Source organism: Microbacterium sp. NPDC055455, from assembly GCF_053619935.1.
The window spans coordinates 1-22,512 of record NZ_JBSHLB010000011.1; the positions used below are offsets into that span (position 1 = coordinate 1).

General features: G+C 64.3%; 16 protein-coding genes. 12 read left to right on the top strand and 4 right to left on the bottom strand.

The window, feature by feature from the left end:
* The 11 genes from ACWGUG_RS18260 to ACWGUG_RS18310 all read left to right on the top strand — a co-directional run.
* The coding region (locus ACWGUG_RS18260) for a hypothetical protein (RefSeq protein WP_452325479.1) at positions 1-1,667 on the top strand (1,667 nt) is incomplete at its 5' end.
* A 20-nt stretch (positions 1,668-1,687) separates the two neighbouring features.
* Complete coding sequence (locus ACWGUG_RS18265; RefSeq protein ID WP_452325480.1) at positions 1,688-3,757, top strand: peptidoglycan DD-metalloendopeptidase family protein; 2,070 nt, start codon at positions 1,688-1,690, stop codon at positions 3,755-3,757.
* Positions 3,757-4,182: a hypothetical protein gene (locus ACWGUG_RS18270; RefSeq protein WP_452325481.1), complete on the top strand. Its 426-nt coding sequence runs from the start codon at positions 3,757-3,759 to the stop codon at positions 4,180-4,182. Before ACWGUG_RS18265 ends, ACWGUG_RS18270 begins: the two co-directional genes overlap by 1 nt.
* Positions 4,179-4,730, top strand: a complete 552-nt coding sequence (locus tag ACWGUG_RS18275; RefSeq protein WP_452325482.1) for a hypothetical protein — start codon at positions 4,179-4,181, stop codon at positions 4,728-4,730. Before ACWGUG_RS18270 ends, ACWGUG_RS18275 begins: the two co-directional genes overlap by 4 nt.
* On the top strand, positions 4,727-5,764 hold the full coding sequence (locus ACWGUG_RS18280) for a permease (RefSeq protein ID WP_452325483.1): 1,038 nt from the start codon (positions 4,727-4,729) through the stop codon (positions 5,762-5,764). Before ACWGUG_RS18275 ends, ACWGUG_RS18280 begins: the two co-directional genes overlap by 4 nt.
* Positions 5,764-6,498, top strand: a complete 735-nt coding sequence (locus ACWGUG_RS18285) for a hypothetical protein (RefSeq protein WP_452325484.1) — start codon at positions 5,764-5,766, stop codon at positions 6,496-6,498. The genes ACWGUG_RS18280 and ACWGUG_RS18285 overlap by 1 nt, the downstream gene beginning before the upstream one ends.
* Positions 6,495-7,073: a M15 family metallopeptidase gene (locus ACWGUG_RS18290; RefSeq protein WP_452325485.1), complete on the top strand. Its 579-nt coding sequence runs from the start codon at positions 6,495-6,497 to the stop codon at positions 7,071-7,073. Before ACWGUG_RS18285 ends, ACWGUG_RS18290 begins: the two co-directional genes overlap by 4 nt.
* A gap of 30 nt (positions 7,074-7,103) precedes the next feature.
* A complete protein-coding gene (locus tag ACWGUG_RS18295) occupies positions 7,104-7,787 on the top strand; it encodes a hypothetical protein (protein WP_452325486.1) in 684 nt (227 codons plus the stop codon).
* Complete coding sequence (locus ACWGUG_RS18300; protein ID WP_452325487.1) at positions 7,780-9,522, top strand: type IV secretory system conjugative DNA transfer family protein; 1,743 nt, start codon at positions 7,780-7,782, stop codon at positions 9,520-9,522. The genes ACWGUG_RS18295 and ACWGUG_RS18300 overlap by 8 nt, the downstream gene beginning before the upstream one ends.
* On the top strand, positions 9,522-10,037 hold the full coding sequence (locus tag ACWGUG_RS18305; protein WP_452325488.1) for a DUF4913 domain-containing protein: 516 nt from the start codon (positions 9,522-9,524) through the stop codon (positions 10,035-10,037). Before ACWGUG_RS18300 ends, ACWGUG_RS18305 begins: the two co-directional genes overlap by 1 nt.
* Positions 10,038-10,040: 3 nt before the next feature.
* Positions 10,041-11,024, top strand: a complete 984-nt coding sequence (locus ACWGUG_RS18310) for a hypothetical protein (protein WP_452325489.1) — start codon at positions 10,041-10,043, stop codon at positions 11,022-11,024.
* Between the two features lie 11 nt (positions 11,025-11,035).
* Here ACWGUG_RS18310 and ACWGUG_RS18315 read toward each other — a convergent pair whose 3' ends face one another.
* The 4 genes from ACWGUG_RS18315 to mobF all read right to left on the bottom strand — a co-directional run bounded on the left by ACWGUG_RS18315 (position 11,036) and on the right by mobF (position 21,237).
* Positions 11,036-16,465 (bottom strand): DEAD/DEAH box helicase family protein, encoded by a 5,430-nt coding sequence (locus ACWGUG_RS18315; protein WP_452325490.1) that lies wholly within the window; start codon positions 16,463-16,465, stop codon positions 11,036-11,038.
* Positions 16,466-16,596: 131 nt separating this feature from the next.
* The gene (locus ACWGUG_RS18320; RefSeq protein ID WP_452325491.1) at positions 16,597-16,908 is read right to left on the bottom strand and encodes a hypothetical protein; all 312 of its coding nucleotides are present in this window, start codon (positions 16,906-16,908) and stop codon (positions 16,597-16,599) included.
* A gap of 130 nt (positions 16,909-17,038) precedes the next feature.
* Positions 17,039-17,611: a hypothetical protein gene (locus ACWGUG_RS18325; protein WP_452325492.1), complete on the bottom strand. Its 573-nt coding sequence runs from the start codon at positions 17,609-17,611 to the stop codon at positions 17,039-17,041.
* 50 nt (positions 17,612-17,661) lie between these two features.
* Entirely contained in the window at positions 17,662-21,237 is a 3,576-nt protein-coding gene (gene mobF / locus ACWGUG_RS18330) for a MobF family relaxase (protein ID WP_452325493.1), read from the bottom strand.
* Positions 21,238-21,536: 299 nt separating this feature from the next.
* Between mobF and ACWGUG_RS18335 the strand changes: the two genes are divergently transcribed.
* Positions 21,537-21,905, top strand: a complete 369-nt coding sequence (locus ACWGUG_RS18335) for a hypothetical protein (protein ID WP_452325494.1) — start codon at positions 21,537-21,539, stop codon at positions 21,903-21,905.
* Positions 21,906-22,512: the final 607 nt, after the last annotated feature.

Consider the following 22,512-nt stretch of genomic DNA (forward strand, 5'->3'; position numbering starts at 1 on the left):
ACCTGGTGGTCGGCTCCATCGTGGAGGCGCGAGCTACGACGAACGTCGCGGAGGGACTGTATCCGTGGGCGGTCGGCGCAGGAGTCCCGAAGGTGGGCACTCCGGTGGGAATGCACCTCACGACAGGCGAGAGCGTGCATTTCGATGCAACGCAGTGGATGGTCAACGGCTTCATCAGCGCCCCGATCGTCCTGGTGCTCGCGCTCAACGGCTACGGCAAATCGTCGCTGATCCGCCGAATGCAGACCGGTGCTATCGCGCAAAAGCGAACGTCCCTGGTGCTGGGCGACTGCAAGCCCGACTTCCGTGACCAAACGGAGCTGATGGGCGGCCAGGTCGTCCAGCTCGGGCACGGCCTGGGCCACCTCAACCCGCTGGACGTGGGAGCACTCGGCCGCGTCGTTCCGATGATCGTCAGCGCAGCGGATGCTCTGGACAAGGTGGCCGATTCGGAGCCGTGGATCGCTCGGTCGGTGGCCGAGGATCACCTCACGGCGGCGGGCGCACAGCGTTTCGCGGAAGCGGAGCCGCAGCAGCGCCGGGAGAAGGTCATGGCGCTGCGCGCCAAGGCGCGTGAGGTACGGCTGGACGTGCGGATGCGCCAGCAAATGATGGTCGGCTCGTTGGTGCAGCTGGTGCGCAAGCGCCCCGTGGATGACTTCGAGGAAACGATGATCGCGTCGGCTATCCGGATTCTCTACGACGAGGACGGCCGTTTTGACGAGGAGCATCCGCCCCTCATTGGCGACTTGTACGACGTGGTGAAGTCAGCGCACCCCGAGCTGATGGAGGATGCCGGCGTCGATGTTCCGAACACCGACGGGCGTGCTGAGCTGTCGGAGCAGGTGCGTCGCGAGCTGTTGGAAGCAGAAGAGCGAGCGTTGGTCGACTACAAGCGCGAGGTACAGGCGCTGCGTAGGTCGCTGCGCTCGCTGATCCAGGGTGAGTTCGGAGAGATTTTCAACGGGCACACCACCACTCGGCTCGACCTCGATGCGCCGGCCATCTGCGTCGATGTGTCGAAGATCCCGCACTCGGAGGTCTCCCCGCTGCGTGCCGCAGTGCTGATGAGCTGCTGGTCGGATGGCTTCGGCGCGGTGGAAGCCGCGCACGTTCTCGCGGACCAGGAGATGGGTGCCAAGCGCACCTTCCAGGTGATCATGGACGAGCTGTGGCAGGTGCTCCAGGCATCTCCGGCGATGGTCAGCAAGGTCAACCAGCTCTCGCGCCTGAACCGTGGACTGGCGACGGAACTGATCATGATCACGCACTCCATCGTTGACTTCGATGCTTTCGACTCCCAGGCGACGCGCAGTGAAGCCGTCGGCCTGGTCGAGCGTGCCCGCGTGAAGATCCTTGGGGCACTGCCGACTAAGGAGGTGGTGCGTCTGCGGGAGGTTATCGAGATCACGGAGAGCGAGGAAAGCCTGCTTACGTCGTGGTCGGCTCCGCAGTCGCTGACGGGTGACGGCGTGCGCCCCGGTGAGACTCCGCCGCCGCCGCCCGGTACGGGCAACTTCCTGGTGAAGGTGGGTGAACGCGGTGCGGGCATTCCCTTCCACCTCAACTTCACGGCGGCGGAGGCCGGGGCGGGAGTCCACAACACCAACAAGCGATACGACAACGTGGACGCGATGCGTGCGCCTGGACAGGGTGATCTGTCATGAGGGGCGGCGCAAAGGCCATCATGGGCGTGTTCGTCGCGCTGGTGATGCTCGTGGTCATTCTCATCACGCTGCTGTTCTCCGTCGAGGACTGCCGAGTCGTCGGCGGTTCCGACGGCGGCTCCTCGGCCAGCGGCGGAGTGCCGGACGGGGCGTACTCGCTTCCGCAGGCCAATGCGCTGGATCACGTCACGTCGGGTTTCGGGATGCGGTGGGGTTCGATGCACCAGGGCGTGGACATTGCCCAGGGGCAGGGAACACCCATCTACGCCTTCGCCGACGGCATCGTGGCTTCCTCGGGCACGGCCGACGGGTTCGGCCACTGGATCGTCATTGACCACGAAATCGACGGCAGGCACATCGCCACGGTCTACGGCCACATGTTTGCCGAAGGGCTGCACGTCAAGGCCGGCGAACAGGTCAAGGCCGGACAGCACATCGCGGATGAAGGCTACGACGGTGGCGTGTCTCCGCCTGGCCCCGGAGGGTCGCACCTGCACTTCGAGGTGTGGGAGGGCGGTCGGGATGCCGGCCGTGCCGTCGAGCCGATGCCCTGGCTGGAACAGGCCGTCGAACCGGGCACGGGCGGCGGATCGGTGTCGTCGGGCGACGCGGAAACTCTGGTCATTGGCGACTCCCTGACCGTCGGCGCGGAAGGCCAGATCAAGAAGCTGCTGCCGGACGCGACGATCGACGCTTCGGTGGGGCGGCAGTACGGGGAAGGGCTGGCGCGGTTGCGCGAGTCCGACAGCAAGCCCGGAGTCGTCGTCATGGCTTTGGGAACGAACGGCGCTTTCTCGCAAAAGGACGTGGACGCGACGATCGACGCTGCCGGGGGCGCTCGGGTCGTCCTGATGACCGTGGGCGGGCCTGGCGTTTCGTCTGCCGGGGCCGTCAACGAGCTGGTGCGCAAGAACGCGAGCAAGGTGGGTGTGTTCGACTGGGCGGCGAAGGTCGAGTCCGATCCCGGATTGGTCGGCGGCGACGGCGTGCACCTGACCCCGGAGGGCAACACGGAGTTCGCCAAGGCGCTGGCCGATGCTGCTGGCGGCAAGACGAGCAGCGTGTCCACGCCGAAAAGCAATGCGCCTGCCCCGTCGTCGGGCGGTGAGGTGCCGCCCGACCCGAGGTTCTCCGAAGCCAACATGCAGGTGGACACCATTCGCCTGGGCCGGTCGGTTGCGCAGCGATTCCCGCAGTTGGAGATCATCGGCGGCTGGCGACCGTACGACAACTACCCGGATCACCCGTCGGGCCGTGCGGCCGACATCATGATCCCCAACTACTCGTCGGCCGAGGGCAAGCAGCTTGGCGACGACATTCTCTCGTACCTGTGGGAGAACAAGGAGTATTTCAACGTCGAGTACTTCATTTGGCGGCAGGAGTACATCCCGGCAGAGGGCACGCCCAACATGATGGAGGATCGCGGCGACCCGACGCAGAACCACTATGACCACATTCACGTCACCACGGTCGGCGGGGGATACCCCAAGCCCGGTGAGAAGTACGGCCCATCCCCGGACGGTGGCTCGGGCGCGATGCCGGGTCAAGCCAGCGGCACTGCCGACGACAACTGCGGTTCGACTGGCGGGGTGGACGCGGGGCTGAACAGCGCCGAGATTCCGCCCGAGTTCGTCAAGTGGCTCACGCTTGCTGGCCAGTTGTGCGCCGAAGCCCCGGCTTCTCTGATCGCCGCATTGACCTACCAGGAAAGCCAGTTCAACACGGATGCAGTCAACCCTAAGTCCGGCGCGAGGGGGTCAGGGCAATTCATGCCAGCAACGTGGCAGGGCTGGGGATACCGCGTGGACGACAACGGCGAGCAGATAGGTGGCCCCGGCGAAGGTGATCCACACAATCCCGCCGACGCGACTATGGCGTCGGGCCGTTTCCTATGCCACCTCGCGGAACAAAACGCGAAGTGGAAGGCAGAAGGCCGGATCAGCGGCGACGACCGTGACCTGATGCTGGCCGCATACAACGCCGGCCCCGGCAACGTCCTCAATTACGGCGGAGTGCCGCCCTTCCCGGAAACCCAGGGGTACATCGTTTTGATCCCCCAGCACGAAGAACGATTCAAGGAGAAGATCTGATGAACAGCAGCAATGCAACGCAGGCGACGGGTGCGGCCGTGGGCTGCACCCTGGCCGTGGCCATGATCGCGGGCGCGGTTTCCCTCCCGTCGGCCAACGAGTCGGAAGCGCAGTCGGTCGCGGCAGCAATCCAGGAGCGGTACCCGAGCGTCGGGGAAGTGACCCCGGCTCCGCCGAGCCCTATCGGTATGTCGGACGGCGGTGAGTCGTTGATCGTGATGATCCCCGCCTCTGACAAGGCGCTGGGTGACGACGTTGCGCAGTATCTGGTCACGGAAGCCGATGAACTTCAACTCCAGTACATCATCTGGGATCGGCAATTCATGGAGCGTGATAAGCCGGTCGTGCCGATGGTTGACCGGGGTACGCCGACGCAGAACCACACCGACCACATTCACGTGCGCGTTGGCGGTGAAGTCCGATGACGCGCCGCGTATGGGCCGCGATCGCGGCAGTGGTTCTCATTCTCGCCGTGATTGCCGGCGTGGTGGCCTGGAAGATGCAGACGGCCGAGCCGGACTTCGTGGGCGACCCGGAAGTCGACACGGTAGACCCCATTCGCGACGATCCCGAGAACGCGGCAGTGTCTCTCGTCTCGGCGGTCAACACATGGCGACCGGCAGAGCAGGAGTCCCCGGTGTCGGCGGCGGTGGCCGTCGAAGATCGGTTGGTCGGCAAGTACGCGCAGCTCGCAGCATCTGATCCCGCCGACTACCCGCTTCCGCCCGAGTGGGAGGAGTGGGCACGGTGGGGAGACGTGCACAAGACCATCGCCACGGTTGCGCCGGGTTCGGCCCCCGTCGAGGAGACCGCGACCAAGGCGGTGGTCACGCTCGACTTGCAGAAAATGGTGGCCCACGCCGACGGCGAGGTCACGCGCCTGGGGCGTGCGGTCGTGGACGCGGAGATGGTCAAGGAAGCCGACGTGTGGAAGTTGGCGGATATTCGCTACCGGGCGGTTCCGGGACTATGACGACCACGCTGACTGTCTCAGAGCATCCCCGGCAGAGCGCCACTCCTCGTCGTGGTGGGCCGGTTGTGCTCGTCGTGGCTGCGGGTGTTGCGGCGGTGGTTCTCCCGGAGCTGGTGGGCGGTGCCTCGGGTCGGCTGCTGGCACTGTCTCCCCGGCTGCACGCCGCGTTGGCGACGTTCGCCGGATTGGTCGTTCAGGCGCTGCCCTATGTGCTGGTGGGGGCGGTCGCGTCGTCCACGGTCGCGGTAGTGATGACTCCTGCTCGCTGGGCGAGGGTGCTCCCCAAGAACAAGGCTGCGGCGGTAGCCGTTGCCGCGTTAGCCGGTGCCTTCGTTCCGACGTGCGAGTGCTCGTCGGTGCCCTTGGCTCGGCGCATGATCGTCTCTGGGGTCTCCCCGGCTCCGGCCATGACGTTCATGGTGGCTGCCCCGTCCCTTAACCCGCTGGTCGTTATGGCAACGCTCGCCGCGTTTGGCGGATGGGAGATGGCCGGCGCTCGGTTCGTCGCCGGACTCCTGGCGGTGCTGGGGGTCGGTGCAATTGTGGCGGCGTTCGGGGCGCGTGCGTTCGAGCACCTGGTTAGGGCAGACGAGGAGCCGGTATCGGAGGTGACCGCGCCGGTTGGCGGGTGGACGCAAAGGTGGCTTGACGCAATGCGGCATGACGCCATTGCGGCAGCGACATTCCTGGTCGTCGGCGGTGCGATCGCGTCACTGGTGTCTGCCTTCTTGCCCGCCGAGTCGCTGGCGCGCATGACCGACTACGTGCTGCTGGCCGTTCTCGTCATGGCGGCGCTGGCGATCGTCGCGTCGCTGTGCTCGTTGGGTGACGCTTTTGTGGCTGCGTCGATGGTGGGCCTTCATCCTGCCGCCATGCTGTCGTTCATCGTCGTTGGCCCCATCATCGACCTGAAACTCGCGGCGATGATGGAGGGCGTTCTCGGCCACCGTGCCGCGCAGTTGGTGGCGCTGGCGGGCTTGGGCAGCGCCCTGGTGTCCACGCTCATCGTGGCCTGGCTGTGGGGGTGGCTGTGATGAGGAAGCACGTCGTCTCCGCCCTGCTCGTCGCATTTGGCGCGGCACTGGTACGTGCGGGACTCACTGGCGATGCCGACGCATGGGTCGCCCGAGCTGCGTGGCTGGTAGCGGCGACCGGTGTGGCCGTGATCGTGCTGGGCCTTCTGCCGTACTTCCTCCCTGCGCCGGCTGCATCGTGCTCCTGTGGCGATGCGCACCACGCCGACGAGGACGCGGCCGCAGTCAAGACGTCGCGGTGGGCACCGTGGGCGCTGGGCTTGATCGTCCTGGTGGTGGCGGGAGTAACCCCGCCTGCCATGACTCCGGTTCAAGTCGCGGATGCGACGGCGGCGGCTGCTGCGTCGGGAGGGGCCGATACCTGGCCGGAGCTGCCCCCCGGTCGTCCAGAGATGCGGTTGCGGGAGGTGGTTGCGCGTTCGACCGCGCCTGCGGACTCGCGCATGAGCGGCCGCGAGGTGGTGGTCGAGGGGCAGTTGGCGACCGGCGACACCGGACGGCGGGAGATTGCTCGGATCGCGGTCAACTGCTGCGCGGCCGATGCCCGGAAGTACCGCGTCGAACTGTCGGATGCGATGGGACGGCTCGACGGGCATGAGGACGGGAGCTGGATCAGAGCCACCGTGCTGTTGATGCCGGGAACGGGGACGGAAGCTCGGGGGTTCGTGCCCTCGGTCGGCGTGATCGACGTTGGGGAGGTGGATGACCCCGGATACGAGATATGGGACGTATGAGACGCGACGGCAAAAACAAGAAACTGACCTTCGAGAAGAACGGAAGAACAATGGAGAAGCAGAAAATGACCCTTTCCCCGGCGCAGCGCATGTGGGTAGCGCTCGGCATCATCGCCCTGGTGGTGGTGGTGGTTGCGCCCTTGGCCGGCGCGACGACGAAGAAAACGGAGACGACGCAGAACGGGTTCCCTGTGATCGAGCAGTCGGAAACGGAGTCGTGGAACGTCGGCGGGCGCACGTTCTATACGGCCCCCGGCGCACCGACGGTTGTGCTGAAGGATCTGACTCGCTGGTTCCACACGAATGTCGAGTCGCTGGCCTACGGCGGCGAGGACGAGTGGTCGTGGTCGCCCCCGCGCAAGGCGAAGCTGGGCACGTCGATCTCCAACCATGCCTCGGGCACGGCGGTTGATCTGAACGCGTCGCTGCACCCGCTGGGCAAGAAGGGCACGTTCTCCGAGCGGCAGACGGCCATGATCCGGGAGAAGCTCAAGGAGTACGGCGGGGCGGTGCGCTGGGGCGGCGACTACAAGACCGGCGATGAGATGCACTTCGAGATTCAGGTCAACAAGTAGAACCGGAAGGCAGGAGGAAAAACGATGGCTATGACGGAGCAGGACAAGACTCGCTGGGCCGAGATTGACTCGGTGATTGAGCAGAACAAGGGGGAGCTGAAGGCCGCGACCTCGCACGTACCCCTCCGGAAGTTCGCGGAGAAGCAGGGATGGGACAACCGTCAGGACTTCCCCAAGTACAAGTTCTCCCTGCGCAAGATCGGCGTGGATTACGGGGCGCTGCGTGAGGTGGCCACGGAGGAGCGGCAGGTGGAGCTGGCGGCGAAGGCCGACGCTTTGACGGCGAACGCGGGATCAGCTCCGGTGGTGATGCTGTGGACGGCGGCGGTGGAAGGCGACGACGGCAGCGGGGCGTTCGCGGTCGTCAGCGTTGAGGACGACGCTGTGTGGTACGGCAGGTTCTTCGACGACGACCGCGTGCGGGTGCCCGGCGACCTCATTTCGGGTGAGCAGTCGGCGGCGGAAAAGGCCGTGTTCGTCGCGTCCAAGGCGTTCGCTGCGGCCGGCCACGACGTGGGCAGGCTGATTGTGACGACGATGTGTCCGGAGCTGGACATTGCCGCGTTGAAGGCGGCGGGCGCTCAGCACAACATCGCCGTGGACGTGTCGGTGGACGATGAGGATCAGCGGGCGCTGACTATGGCCGAAGCCCCCGGATTCAAGCGGTGGAAGGACAACGACCTCGCGGCCCTGGTGGAGGATGACGATGAGTAACGTCCGCAACATCAAGCAGCCGGGTTCCCAGTCGGAGTGGTTCCCGCTTTACCTTCTGGCCGTTGCTGCGATTCTGTGGTTCATCGCGGCCAGCGGCATTCGGTGGGCGTGGGTGCTCGGGGGGCCTCGACAGGAGGTGTCCTGGAATCCGCTCGTTGTCCTGCGCGACGCTATGGAGGGACGATTGGAAATCGGCCCTCCGGCGATGGTGATGATGGTGGTGGTCACGGTGCTGGTGACCATTCCCGTCGCGGCGGTTCTGCTGTTCATGCGTCGCCGTAAGGAGTCCACGGTCGGCGGCGATGTGAAGCACGCGACGCGGTACATGGCGAGCAAGCGGGACATTCGCTCGATGTCGCGCCGCTCCGTGGCGGCGGCGGCGGAACGGATGAAGCTCGATCTGCGCCCGGACGATGAACCGGGCATCTTGATCGGCAAGGAGCTGGGCACGGGCAACGCGGTCTACGCCGACTATGAAACGCTCCTCACGCAGTTGTGGGCGGCACGGCGCGGCAAGACGACCTCGCAGGTGCTCCCGCAGATTCTGTCGGCCCCTGGTGGCGTTATCACAAGCTCGAACAAGCGCGACACGGTGGACGATTCAGTCGAGGCGCGGTCGGCTGTCGGTGAGGTCTGGGTTTTTGATCCGCAGCGGATCTACACCGAAGAGACGCCCGACTGGTTCTTTGATCCCCTGGACTACATCAGGCGGCGACCGCGTGACGAGTGGGACGCTGCGGCCACCGGTCTTGCATCACTGTTCCGTGACGACGCGGGAATGACCGAAGGCGAAAAGGATATGTTCAGCGAAGGCGGACAGAAGCTCATCGCCGGGATGCTGCTGGCGGCGACGTGCGATGAGCTGCCCATCACGAAGGTCATTGAATGGGCCAACGACGAGCGGGACAAGCAGCCGATCGAGATTTTGATGCGGCACGGGTGGAACCGGAAGGCACGGGCGCTGGACGGACAGTATGAGCTGGTCGATCGCACTCGGTCGGGCGTGTTCGGCAATGCGGCGCAGATGGTCGCTGCACTAGAGCACGAGGTGCCGTCGATGTGGGTCAGCCCCGCTGCCGGCAAGCGCCGATTCGATGCCGACGCATTCATCCACGACTCCCAGACCGGCCGACGACCGACGATGTACTTGCTGAGCAAGGAAGGCCCGACGAGTGCGTCAGCGCTGACGCTCGCGCTGCTGGTGACGCTCATGGACGCGGCGGAAGAGTACGGCCAGCGCAACCCCGGTGGGCGGTTGCGCGTGCCGCTGGTTTGCCCTCTGGATGAAGCTGCGAACACGGTGCGGTGGGGGCAGTTGGCCAACAAATACTCGCACTATGGCAGCCGCTCCATCATCATCACGACGATCCTCCAGTCCTTTTCGCAGGCCCGTCGCATCTGGGGAGAGGACTCGACACGCGACATGCTGACCAACGGCTGCCTCGTCTACGGCGGCGGGATCAAGGACGAGAAGTTCTTGGGTGAGCTGGCCGCGTTCATTGGCGACCACGAGGAGAAGCGCGTGTCGCGCTCATCCGATGGCTCGATGCGTGCGTCGGTGTCGGAGCAAGTCAGCGAGAAGCAGACGTTGAGCGTTGCGGAGTTGCAGTCGTTGCCGTTCGGGGTCGCGCTGGTGATCCCGCAGAAGTCGGCCCCGATGCTGGTGCGAACGGTGCCGTGGTGGGAGCGAACCTTCCCGAAGGCGATCGACGCGCTGGTGAAGGAGAAGAACTGATGGGTCTGTTCGACAAGCCGATTGGTGAGGTTATCGGCCCGCTGATCTCCGGCCACGTCAAGCCGGCGCTTGCCGCCGAGTTGAAGAAGCTGGCGGAGCATCCTCAGTTCAAGCTGCGCGCGCGGAAAACGGCGGTGCTTGCGGTCGAAAAATGGGCGCAAGACAACATCGCGTGGCCGTCCCCGACTCGCTACGGCGACGTGTACGAGTTCTTCGATGAGTACGTCGCGGTCATGTGGCCGGCGAACAACGAGTCTCGGTGGTGCGCGCAGTGGTGGAAGCACCCCGACGTGGTGCGACGCTTGACCGTGATGTGGATGTCGTTTGAAGCCAGGGTGCGCGAGAAGCCTGCGACCGGTGAGGACGAATGGTTGCGCTTGGTCGGGGACGTGCACATGCGGATTCTCACGGACAAGAATCGCGGCCCGTTCGCCAGTTGCCACCACGCGCACCGGCCAGGCCAGCGCGTTCGGACAGAGCAAATGCCAGAGCAGATTGAAGCAGACAAGGAGTAGACGATGAGCGATAACCCGATGATGGACGTGGACAACGAGATGCGGCAGCTTGTGCGCTCGGTGGGAAGCGGTTTGAGCCGGATGGGGCAGTACGGCCCCGGCAGGTCGAGCGGGATGATGCGCACCAGGAGGGCAACGGCGCGCAGCTTGCGCGGCAGGTCGAACGGGCGCTTGCTCCAGACCATGCACGCTCATGGCCGTGAAGCGCAGGCGGGCGCTCCGAGTGAGCGTGAGCGCGCCGCGATTGGCGAGGAGCTGTCTCGCCGGGGACTGCATGAGACGAGCCGTGAGTGGATGCGCGTCTCGGATGAGCGCAACCGTGCGTCGGCGCTTGCGGGCGACCGACAGGAAGAAGCCCAGGCGCGTGCGGAAGGAGCGGAGTACAGGCAGCGTCAAGCGGAATGGAAGGCCGAGCGGGCGGAATGGGCGGCAGAACAGGAAATGCCGCGTCGTCGCGACCGCGAGCCGGTCGACCGCGTGCGGAAGGACAGCGGGGAAGAGTCGCTCTCGGACGCGGCGGTGCGCACGGTATCTGCGGCGGCGGCGGTGGCGGCGGGTGCCCCGGCTATCGCTGCGCTGGGGGAAGCGTACGACGACTACGAGCGCGAAGAAGGGCGGTACTTCGATGATTGGAGGGGCGACTTCACGGAGGACAGCGCCCCGGTGGACTACGACGAGCTGCCGGAAGCTACCCCGGAATCCGACATGGACGTGGACTACGACGAGCTGCCGGAAGCGACCCCGGAGGGGGCCGAGTCGGCGTTCGTGGCCAGCTTGTCGGAGGTCGCGGACGGGCCTGGATCGTCGGTGGGGGTGGAGCCGTCGGAAGAAGCGGTAGCCGAGCAGTTCGGTGCCGGCGCGTTTAGCGGCGACCTGGCGGAGACGATTGGCGCAGAGAGCTTTGCGTCGTCGGTGGGATCATTCATGGAGGAGGAAGCCGGAAGCGCCCTGGGAGAGTCCCAGAGCGCTCCGGCAGCCGAGTTGTAGCGATCTAGGCGCTACACGTCAGCAGTGGCATCGTCGTGGGAGTAGTCATACTCCGTCGGCGGTGCCGCTTCCTCGTTCTCGTTGACTTCCGCGACGAGGTTGCCGCCGCCGAGGTCAATGAGAGCGTGATCGAGTTGGTCGGCCAGTGAACCGGTGTCGTCGGTGTCGTCGTCGGAGAGAGTGGCCGGGAGGTGTCGGGTGTAGCGACGCTGCATCTCGTCGCTGCTGATGAGGCCGTGGTCATGGAGTGCGAGCGCTTCGGAGATTTTCTCATTGGCGGTGACCTGCGCTTGGGTTTTGCCTTCGACGGCACTGGCGTACGTCGGGGTGGGCACCAGGCGCAGAGAGTAGCCGTCGCTGCGGCCGCGTTGCTGCATGCGCTGCACTCGCTCGGCCTTGGCGCGGATCACCGCTTCATCGGCATCGAGGGCACTCAGCTCCGCTTTCAACGTATCGCGGGCATCGGTGACCTTCCGCAGCTCCTCCGCGTGCGCGAAATCCGGGGATGCCGCGGATTCCAGCTTGGCGAGCCGGTGCTGAGCGTTTTCTGCACCGACTTCGGCGGCGGCAAGAGCGTCGGGGACACCCTTGACCTTGTTCTCGATGCGGGTGAGCAATCCCGACGCTGCGGCCGGCACTTCGTCGCCCTTGGCTGCGTTGTAACCGGCAAGCGCGTTGGCAATGTCGGTGTGGTCGAGCCGGACGTTGAGTTCGCCCGGAATCTGGCGGCAACCGACGGTCACACCATCCCCGGTGAACGCGGCCCAGAAGTCAAGACCTCCGATCGTGACGAGGTTTCGAGGTTCTTGCGAGCGGTTGAAGTGGACGGCGGCGAGGGTATCGGTGACGTGCCGGACGGCGCGGCCGCGCTCGTCGGTTGGCCGACCTCCGAACAGTCCCCACGTCCGTTCCTTGCTGTCCGTCCAGGACTGGGCTGCCTTCGCGTGCGGCTCGATGCTGCGGGCGTTGTTCGTATGCCGCTTCACATTGGCAAGTTCGGTCTGTATGGCGAACTTGCGCGACGAGCGCGCCGCCACCCACTCGGATTCGAGCTGTTCGAGCTTTTCGACCTCCTTGTCGAGCGTCATGAGGTCAACGTAGCGGGAGTCGCCTGTTGCGATCGCCTTGTTGTGGGCGTAGGCATCAACTCCGCTGTCGTTGAGGGCTTCCATCGTGCGCACGCTGCGGTCGGCATCGTAGAACTGCGCGATGAAACGCTCCTTGCGGTAGACGGCCTGCCACATCAGGGCGTCATACGTGTTGCGCCCGATGTATTCGTGCAACTGCACCTCATCGTTCTGGTTGCCCTGCCGGATGATGCGCCCGTTGCGCTGGGCAAGGTCAGCGGGCCTCCACGGAATGTCGATGTGGTGGAGAGAGACGGCGCGGGTCTGGATGTTTGCGCCGGTTCCCATCTTCTCGGTGGAGCCGATGATGAGGTCTACATGGCCCTCGTTGCAATCGCGGAAGAGGGCGGCGCGGTCGTGATCCCAGTCGTGGACGAAGCGGATACGGTCGGGCTGCATCCCGCGAGCCACCAGCTCGTCCTTGATCGCGTCGTACATGTTGAATCCCTCGCCGGGTACGGAACGGTCGCAGAAGGCGACTTGCAGTCCACCGCGTTGGGAGGAGACTTCGCCATTTGGGTCGAGGTATTCGTTGTCCCGGTTGGCAAGCCAGTCTGAGAACACTGCGTCGGCAACGGCGGTGACTCTCGCACCGGGGCCGTCGAGGTCGAGATTGACCAGGGAGCCGTGCAAGCTGGCCATACGGCCGTCGCTGGCGATCTTGAGCGGGTTGTCGATCCTGGCTCCAGAGACGTTGGCTTCGATCTTGCGGCCATCTGGGTCTGCATCCCAGTTGTAGCTGCTGCGGTAGGCCAGGTCGGAGATGAAGTCACGGACTTCCTGCTCGACCTCGAATTCGATGGCGTGACTTTGGCCGGCGTTGATGAGCGTCGGCAGCTTCGCCGTGATCTGATCGGAGGTCACCACGTCCATGAACAGCGAGGTGGCCGTTGCCAGCTCTCCGACATTGAGATAGGTCGCCGTTCGCGTCTTTTGAACAAGGCCCGCTCCGCTCGCGCTCAGCTCTACGTCGGTGACCTGGTCGGTGAAGGACGCGCCGAACGCATTGATGCCTTCGATTCCGAGCCGCTCTAGGAGGTCGGGGCGCAGGTACTTGCCCATCACCCAAATTTCCGCCAGGTTGTTGGCGATGGGTGTCCCTGTGGCGAAGGTGACGACGGGAGTGGTCTCGGGGTTGAGGCCGGCCGCGCGGTTGTTCTCGCGCAGGAGCTTGAGCTTCATGTCCAGGTCGGACGCACGTTGTGATCCGGGCTGGCTGAGGTCGTCTACCTTCGACTGGCGCATGAGGTTCTTATAGTGGTGCGCTTCGTCAACGATGATGTAGTCGCAGGGAGTGTCGTTGAAGGTCATCCCAGCGTCAGTGGGGGAGTCGAGGAGCTTCTTCAGTTCCTTCTCCCGCGCTTTGAGTGCGGCGCGGATGCGCTTGACGGTCAAGTCCTTCTCGTCCATTCCGCTCGCGGTCAGTTCGACCATCTGCTCCTGGAACTGCTTGATCTCGCCGTTGATGTACTCCTTCTTCGACTCATCATCGACGGGGATGCGCTCGAACACGGACTGCGGAACGATAACGAAGTCCCAATCGCCGGCTGTGGTCTGGGCGACGAAGTTGCGTCGGGCGACGGGGTTGGTCGCCGTGGCACCGGAGAGGATCTTTGCGGAGGGGAACCACTGCTGCGCTTCCCGGCTGATCTGGTCGGTGAGGTGGTTGGGAACAACGAGCCAGGGCTGCCGCACGATGCCGAGCCGTTTGAGCTCGGACGCGCCCATGAGCATCGTGCCGGTCTTTCCTGCGCCAACGACGTGGTTGAGCAGGACGCCAGGTTCATGGGTCATGCGTTCGACGGCGTTGAGCTGGTACTCGTAGGGCCTGAATCGTTCGCCAAGGCCGGGGATTTCTCGATTGCTCCCGTCGTAGTTGGGGGCGACGAACGAGTTGAACTTCTTGTTGTAGAGGTCAACGACGGTGTTTCGGCGCTCGGGATCTTCCATGACCCACTCCGCGAACTCGCGGCGAATCTGCTGACTCTTGCGGGCAACAAACGAGGTCGCTTCGCTGTGGGTGCCGGTCGCGCCCGTTTCGTCCTTGTACTCCTTCGAGAAGTTGACGACGGGTGCGGTGAGGTTGAGCGTGGCTTCATAGACCTCGAGGGCGGTCACGGCGCGTCCGTCGTTGCGATTGGTCGCGACGGCCTGATTCTGGAACCGCGATGGTGACCCCTTGGCCGTGAAGTTGTACTCGGCGCGGGCGGCGTTGTTGGCGGCGACGAGACCATACTTGAGGTTGGCTTGCTCCTCGTTGTGCCAGTAACCGGAAACGTGGTCGACTGACCAGTTATCGGCCACGCGCTTGATACGCAAGCCTCGGGCCGGGACACCGAACTTCTCGACGGCAAAGTCGCGGTAGAACTCCTCGGGCAGCCACGTCATGCCGGGGCGGACGGTGATGCCCTCCTCCACCCGCTCGGGCTGTACGGCTTCGAGGGCTTCGATGTTCGCGGCGAATCGCGGGTCGGTATGGCCGGCGACTCGTGCGTGGGCAAGCTTGTCCACGACGAAGCCACTGAGATATTGCGGCGCAGGGATGAAGGAGTCGGGGGATTCCGGGTCACGGAAGGCGAGCTTGTTGGCGGGGAGGGCTTCTGCGACGTCCTCGGCGCTGGTGCCCAGCAGTCGGCCGATCTGCTCCAGGTCGAGCGTGCCCGTCGAGTCGTTGACGATTCTGACAGCTTCATCAAGCGTGTCGGCTCGTTCCGGCATGGCCACGCGGCGGGCGGGGTCGGTGGTGAAGAAGTCTGTCTTGAGTGCCGTCTGCGTTTCGGCGTTGAAATGCTCCAGCGACATTACGGCGGCGAACAGAGGATCGGTGGCCAGCTTGTCGATGTGGGGCTGGTGCCGGGTTGTCGGCGCAACGGGTGTGTGTGACTCTTCGGTGAGCCGTGCGACGACCTCGGCGGGCGGTTCCTCCGTGGACGACACCCCGTTGTCTGCCCGCCAGGACGAGAGCAGATCGTTGTAGATGCGCTTCGCCTGTGCCTTGGTGGGCTTGCGCGGCGGCGGATAGACACCTCGACTGATTGGGCCGTACTTCTCGACGTAGGTGTCGTACTTGTCGGAGAGGTCGGCCTGCTTCTCCGCGACGACGGCGGGGTTGGTGCCGTCCTCGTCGTAGGCGGCACGCAGTTCCCAGTAGCTGTCTCGGATGTCGAGAAGCTGCACCCATTCGTCGGCCATGTCCTTGCGCCGGGGAGCGACTTCCTGCCATTCCCTTTCGGCAGCGGCCCACATGCGGAACTCGACGTTGCCGTTGGTGATCTCGTAGGTGATGGTGCCGGGGAGAGTGCGTTCGCCCGCTCCGTGAGCAAGGGAGCTTTCGCTGATGTAGGAGCGCGACTCAGGTGGCTCGGGCATGGGGCCGTTCTCGTCAAGGTCGGCCGCAATGTCGGCGGAAATTACCGATGTGATGCGCTCTCCCAGGCCGTCGGCGGAGCCGTCAATGACAAGTGTCGGCGCACCGAAACGCCCGGTGGTGACTCGGGGATCACCGAGTACATGGTCGGGACGCGATGCGATGTACCGGTTGATCGTCAGCTCGTCGGTTCCGTAGGCACGAGTCTCGGTGTCGATCCACGACTTGGAGCGCCAGGAGGGTTCGGTGTCGGCGTCACGGACACGGAAGATGAGTAGATCGGAGGTGACGGAGGTGCCGGCGACGCGCTGGAACGCCTGGGTGGGCAGGCGGACGGCGGAAACCAGATCAGCTCGCTCAATGATCGCGGCACGATCTTCGGCGCGCAGAGCGTCGGAGGTGTGGGCGCTGGTAATCATGGCCACGTAGCCACCAGGGGCTACGAGGTTCACGGACTTTTCGAGGAAGTGGTTGTGGACGGACGCACCGCGAGGATTGCCCTCGGGATCGTAGAGGGAGAACCGCCCAAAGGGAACGTTGCCGACGGCAGCGGTGAACACTCCCTTCGGCAGGGCAACGTCCTCGAAGCCCATCTTCCGCACGAGAGCTTCCGGGTAGAGCTGCTTGGCGATGCGGGAAGCCACCGGGTCTACGTCAATGCCGACCATCTGGGAGGTGTCGGGGCTGCGCCCAATGAATCCTCCGGTACCGCAGCCGGGTTCGAGCACCTCGCCGTGCGAGTAGCCAGCCTGCTTCAGTCCATCCCACACTGCATCGACCACATCGGGAGCGGTGTAGTAGGCGGTCAGGGTACTGTCCGCGAGCGCAGAGTAGTCCTCCTCGGACGACAGTGCTTCGCGCAGTCGTGTGCGATCGTCGGCCCAGTCGGCGCGAGCGGGATCAAAGATTTCGGAGCACGCCCCCCAACTGGAGTAGGTGGCGAGCACCTGCTGTTCGTCCTCGTTCGCCCAGCGGTTTTCCTCATCGAGCGTGTTGAGCAGTTCAATGGCTGCGATGTTGGCGCGGGCGCGTGCTCGGGCACCGGACGGGGGAAGAATCTCTCCGGTGGGCTGGAACGTTAGACGTTCTCCGCTGCGCTCAGCTCGGACAATCGGTCGCGGCGCTCGTTCAGGTCGCGGATCGGGGCGTTGATGAAGTCCTCCAGAATCTCCTCCTGCATCTGGTTGTACGCTCGCTGCGCGATCGTCAGAAGCACCTCCGACGGCAGCGGAATCGGGTGCCGTGGATGCTCCCGTTCCCACGTCTGCTGCATCTGCATCCGCAGCGACGGAAGTCGATCCGAGAACGCTTCCATCATCTCGTCGCGCTTGGCCAGCACGCTCGTCCGGTCGGTCGGCAGCCCGAGCGTCTCGTGCGCCTGCTTGATCATCGTTGTGCTGAACATCGGGGGTCTCCTCGCTCAGAAGGTCGAAAAGGGAAATCTGATTGGGGTCGTTGCGCCGTTTTCTCGGGGGCACGCCAGCTCCTTACTGAAAGGTTATGCGAATCGCTTATTAAGGTCAAGCGCTCACTGTTCGTAGGCTTCGGCCTCCTTCCTGCGGGAGGGCGTAAGGGTTCTCGTCCTCGAAGTCGAGTGCCGTGCGGGGATCATCGGCGGCAGCCCCAGCTCCGAGCTGGCCGAGTGCAGCGTCGAGGGGGCGCTCCAATTCCGTCACAGTGACGGTTTCCGGGGTGCCCCAGGCCCCCTCAGTGAAGGTCGGTGGAATCTCTTTGGAAGCAAAAACGCGATCCCAGGGGAGGGTCGCGGTCATCCCGGAGCCGGCCCGCTCAATCTGCACCCCTTCCGCGCCTACGGCACGCGCAAGATGAGTGCTGCCGTCGGTCGTCGTGATCTGGTGCCCCACACGCACGTCGGCGGGGGCCGCGTCGAGATGCCCGGTGCGTTCCCATTCGCCGTAGGAATTGCGAGGAACGATATTCTCCTGCCGCACGTTGCGGATATGGAATGCAGTGTCGGCTCGTCGCGACAGGTACTCGCCGTCGCGAAGATTGGTCGTCTGAAAAACGTCCCCCGTTGCATGGGTTGCGGGGCGCGTTCCCTTATATGCGGGGTGAGTGTGTGGCATATCCACGATAACGCCTTCCTTATTCGAAAGTTGGTAGTGCGATAGGAGGGATCATCTTAAAACTCGTAATAGTCACCGTCAGATGTGTCTCCCATTTCGACAAAGGAGTCGTCAAAGTCATTGTCGGCTTCAACGCCATTTCCGAGATGCTCCCGCAATGCGGACTCCAGCGAGTCCATTAGCGATGGTGCGGCGGGCCGCGACAAATGCCGTTCGAGGGATTGGTCGAGTCGGTCGGCAATGTCGTCGCCTTGTCGGTCGGTCGTGATTCGGTCATAGGTATCGTGCGCAAAGAGGGCAAGGTCAGTGTCCATCGTTGTCGTGGCCGGAGCAATCTGGGGGAGAGTTGGCCGGCGTTCGGGCATTTGGGCAAGGATGCGGGAGTGAAGGACAGCGGCAGGATCAATCTCGTCGCCATGCAGTTCCATCAGTTCCGCAAAGGACTCACGAACGTCAACTCCCGCCAGCGCACAGCTGGCCACGGCCGTGGCGAGTCGGGCGCGTTGGCCATCAGTGATCGCGTCAGCGATCGCGACGGGCAGGTGGTCAATCATGTCGGTGACGACCAGGTGCGAGAAGTCGTCCGCCAGACGGTTGGTCGCGGCCTTATACAGACGTTCTGCGCGCTTGCTGGAGAACTCGTCGCGCTCCATCCGGTCGCGAAGGTCGGTGGCCGATTCCTGACCGGAGTCGGCCCGGACGACAGCTTCTAGCATCTCGCGAGCAGAGGGAGCGTCGTCGTCGCCGCTCATGTGGAGGTGAGCATCTTCGAGCGACTCGTCAAGGCGAGCTTCGTTGACTGCGTAGAGGTGATTCTGCTTTTTGCCGCGCGTGAGAGCGACATACAATCCGCGGCGGTCGGTAGACGAGTCGACTACGGCACGGCACACATCGACGGTCGCTCCCTGGGCGCGATGGATGGTGCTCGCGTAGCCGAGCTGGACGTGGGAGCGCACGTAGTCGGCCGGCAGGTGGACGAGACGGTTGCGTTCTTCGAGACGGGCAGACAGCGAACCGTCCCGGTGGACTTTGGCCACGGTAAGGCGCTGCCCGTTGAGGATGCGAACGTCGGTGCCATCTGGTTGCGCGATGGTCTGATTCCTCCGCGCAAGGATGAGATCCTTCTTCGTCGCATGTCCGTGAGTCAGCGTGGCCTTTCGCCCGCTTGCGGAGACGACTCCCGCGTCGAGCAGAGCGTTGCGGATGATCGCGTTGGCGTCGTTCACGTCCTGATTGGTCGATGCGACCAGCAGCGACTTCTTGCCAGCGGCTTGGTCGCTAAGGTATCCCATCGCCGCGTCGTAGACGGAGGACTGGCGGGTGCCTTCGTGAATCCAACCCCTGCGCTCGTAGAGGTCAAGGCCGCTGGTGTCGCCATGACGAATCTTCAACCCAGATTCGGACTGCTCCGCGTCATCACCGAAGCGCATAACGGCATCCAATTCGACGGCGTTGGTCTTTTTGCACAGCGTTCGGAACAACCCGCCCGTCTCCACGGCATCAAGCTGATACGGATCACCGACCATGCGCACGACCGCGCCGGTAGCGGAAGCAATCTCGGTGACGGCCGCCAGGTCGTCGGTCGTGGCCATGCCTGCTTCATCAACGAGCAGGAGGTCGCCGGGATTGATGTGAACGCCGAGGGCAGAAACGTCGCCTGGGCGATTGCCCACCTTTCCTCGCCAGCGATAGGTCAGCGACGCGAGAGTGTGCCCGGTGGCGCTAATGTCTCCGCCGAGCTGCTTCGCGGCCGCAGCCGAGGGCGCGAGGGCGATTACTTGTCGGTCTTGCGAGCGCCACACGTCAGCTAAGACAGCCATTGAAGCAGTCTTACCGGTACCGGCCGGCCCCACGCCTGCTGCCGTCTGAGCACCGGAGCCAGCGAGGTGCCGCACGAGGGCTTCCTGTCCAGTATTGAGCGCAAACCCCTTGGTGGCGCGGTGGCGTTCGAGGGCAGCGTCGATCGCGGCATTGGGTACCAGGTGAGCGGTCAACTCGAACGCCGAGTTCAGGACACGGTTCTCATCGTTGAGCACCTTGCGGCTCGTAAACCGTGCGTAGTCCTGGTCACGATCGACGGCAACGCCATCGCTCGAAATGAGCGCGTCGGGTAGCTGCCATTCGATCGCTGCGTTGAGCCGGGTCGCCTTCGTCTTAGCTGACTCAAACACCTGGCGGTGAGCGGCAGCGCGGTGTTCGTCGTCCGCAAAAGTGAATCCGTGAAGAATCTGATTCGTCGCCGTGTCCAGGTGGCGCAGCGCGAACTCAGCGCGGCGAGACGTGACCAGCTCCAGTGCGCGATCCGCCAGAACAGGTGCGCCCTCCGAAAAGGCCGGATCATCGACGGAGGGAAAGGCCGGCCGGTGCTCGGACTTGCCCAGCGACGACGTGACAATCTCATCGAGCATCCGCTCGGAACCGATGGTCCGTGCAGCATCAGTACGCCACTGACGGCGCAGCTCGCCAAGCGACCGTGCTTCGGCCTTTCGGTCGCGAGTATCGAGAATCGCTTGTTGCCATAGGGCATATCCGGCACGTCTCGATGGGGCGCGGCCATGCTTCTCTCGGTAGGTGGTCGCCAGCTCCTCAAAGCGCTCACGAGCGCCTTCGCGTCTCCGCGAGAAGGCATCGTTCAGGCGAGTCGGAAGGCCCGCGATTTCCCAGACGGGAACCTTGCCCTCCTCGACCTCGCGGGGATCGAAAGCGACACCAAGCTCCTGTCCGAGCCGGTCAATCATCATCGCGTTGTAGCGCTCGGATGCGGTGACGGCATTGCGCAGAAGCGTCTGCCCATCGACTGACCGCCACTTGCCGTCCATGCCCTGAACTTTGTTGCTGACCAAGCAGTGAGTATGGAGATCGGGGTCGCCGGTACGGGTGTCGTAGTGGGTGAACTTGGCGGCGATCATTCCCTTGGTCGCGGTGAGCTGCTTGACGCCACGCACCTCACAGCGAGTACGCAGAGCGTTCTGCTCGATCCAACGCAGGGAATCATCGACCGAGCGAGCGTGGATGGACTCGATCCGCTTGCGCGTGTCGTCGTCGGCCAGTGCCCACAACACGGAAATCGACTTAGCGGGGGAGAAGGTCAGATCGTAAGCGGAGGTTGCCTGCCGAACCGACTGCTTGACCTCGTTGACCCAGGCAAGAATCTCGCGGCCGCTTGCAGGCTCCCCGCCGTCCGCGTGGGGGTAGTGGGGCCGTGCGCACTCAAGCGCTATGGAGTTGCGTTCTTCTTCATCAGGTCGGCGCTCGTGCTCGGCGCGGAACTTCTTCTCGGCTGCCTTAATCTCGGCCAGTACGGGGTGGCCGGCATCGTAGATCGGATAGGCCCGACCCAGCTGAACGTCGGAGATCGACTCGCCAGCCTCAATGCGCGAGTCCGCGTCGGGGTGCAACCCTTCTCCGTATAGCGCCGCCATCGCATCCTGGCCGACAGTGCGACCTTGTCGGACGCTATCCGAGTCGAGGGATTCGATCCCCGTTCCGAACCACTGTCCGGGGGGCGTTCCCTTCGCGTCGTAGTAATCACCCAGCCGAGTCTTGGTACCAGTCGGCTCGTCGGCGGTCGCCACCGAGCGGAGGAGATAGGCGTATCCATCCCCCGCGTGAACGACTCGCACGGACATCATAGGTACGAGCGTACCGCGCAAATCCTCCCCCCGGAAGCGGGCACTCTTGCCCGCCACGGTTCTAGCAGGTCAGTCGCCCAAAAGAAGTCGCAGATGAAATCTGCAAGAGGTGTGGTGCTCTTTGTTGGGCGCTTTCAGGATCACTAGGGGCGACCGACTGCGGCGGGAAGCGTCGGCATTGGTTCGGGTTGCTGGCGTGGCTGGTTTAGGGTTGCTGGAAAACGGGCCGGGGGTGCGGTTACGGGGAATAGCTTGTGTTGGGCTGGTGGGGAATGGTTCGCCGTGGGTAGCCTTTAGTCATGACGACACGAGACAGGAAACTCACCGCCCGACAGCGCGCTCGTCAGCTCCAGGAAGCGGAGCGCGCCCGACTGAAGAAGCTCGAACTTCTTTCCGCTGACGTTTTCAACGCAATGGACGGAGTTGTCGCGGCCAAGGCCGTTCTTGGCGAGCGGCTTCAATCTCTCATCGACAACGGAATGACGCGCAAGCAGATCGGCGCGGATTTCGGTATGCCCGCTGCGGAAGTGCGCGAGGCACTTGCCGCATACAAGGACGCTGCCGGGGGCGACGACGAGAGCGATTCTGATCCGGCGAGCGACGAGGAAGGCAAGACCGAGTCGGACGTTGAGACGGAGACGGATAGCGGCGACAAAGAATCTGAGTGATGATTGACCATCCGCTAGAGCCGACTCTTCCCGGATTTGAGGGGATTGACCGCATCGTGCGACCGGGCACGCTCGCTATAGACGATGCTGCCGAGGAACAGTTCTGGAGCAAAGTGGTCAAGGGGCCGCGATGTTGGATATGGGTCGGTGCGATCTCTTCCCCGGACGGGTACGGTCGCTTTTCGTGGCAGCGTGGGGGAGTGCGGCGCACTCTTTCTGCACACCGTTTCGCTCTGACCATCGCGGGGTTCGGTGGCGACCTTGCCGGATCAGTGGGAGAGCACGAGTGCTGTGAACCTCTGTGCGTTCGCTGCGATGCGGGGCACCTCCGCGTTGCCACGCAGTCGGAGAATATCGCGTTCGCTGTTCGCTCGGGCCGGCACGTCGGTTCCGCGACTGGCGTGGGTTCTTCGGGGCGCGTCGAGCGTTCGCGGCGGGTTCGCGATGCTGTGCGCGACGGGTGGGACGAGCGGGCCTATCGTCTGGCCGTTGATCCCCTCTCCAAGTTTCAGCTCAATCTGATCCCGGAACCGTAGCGGAACGAGCGATCGGCCCCGCCCTGTGGGGCGGGGCCGATCGCTTTCACTTTCTCCAGACATTGACGCGC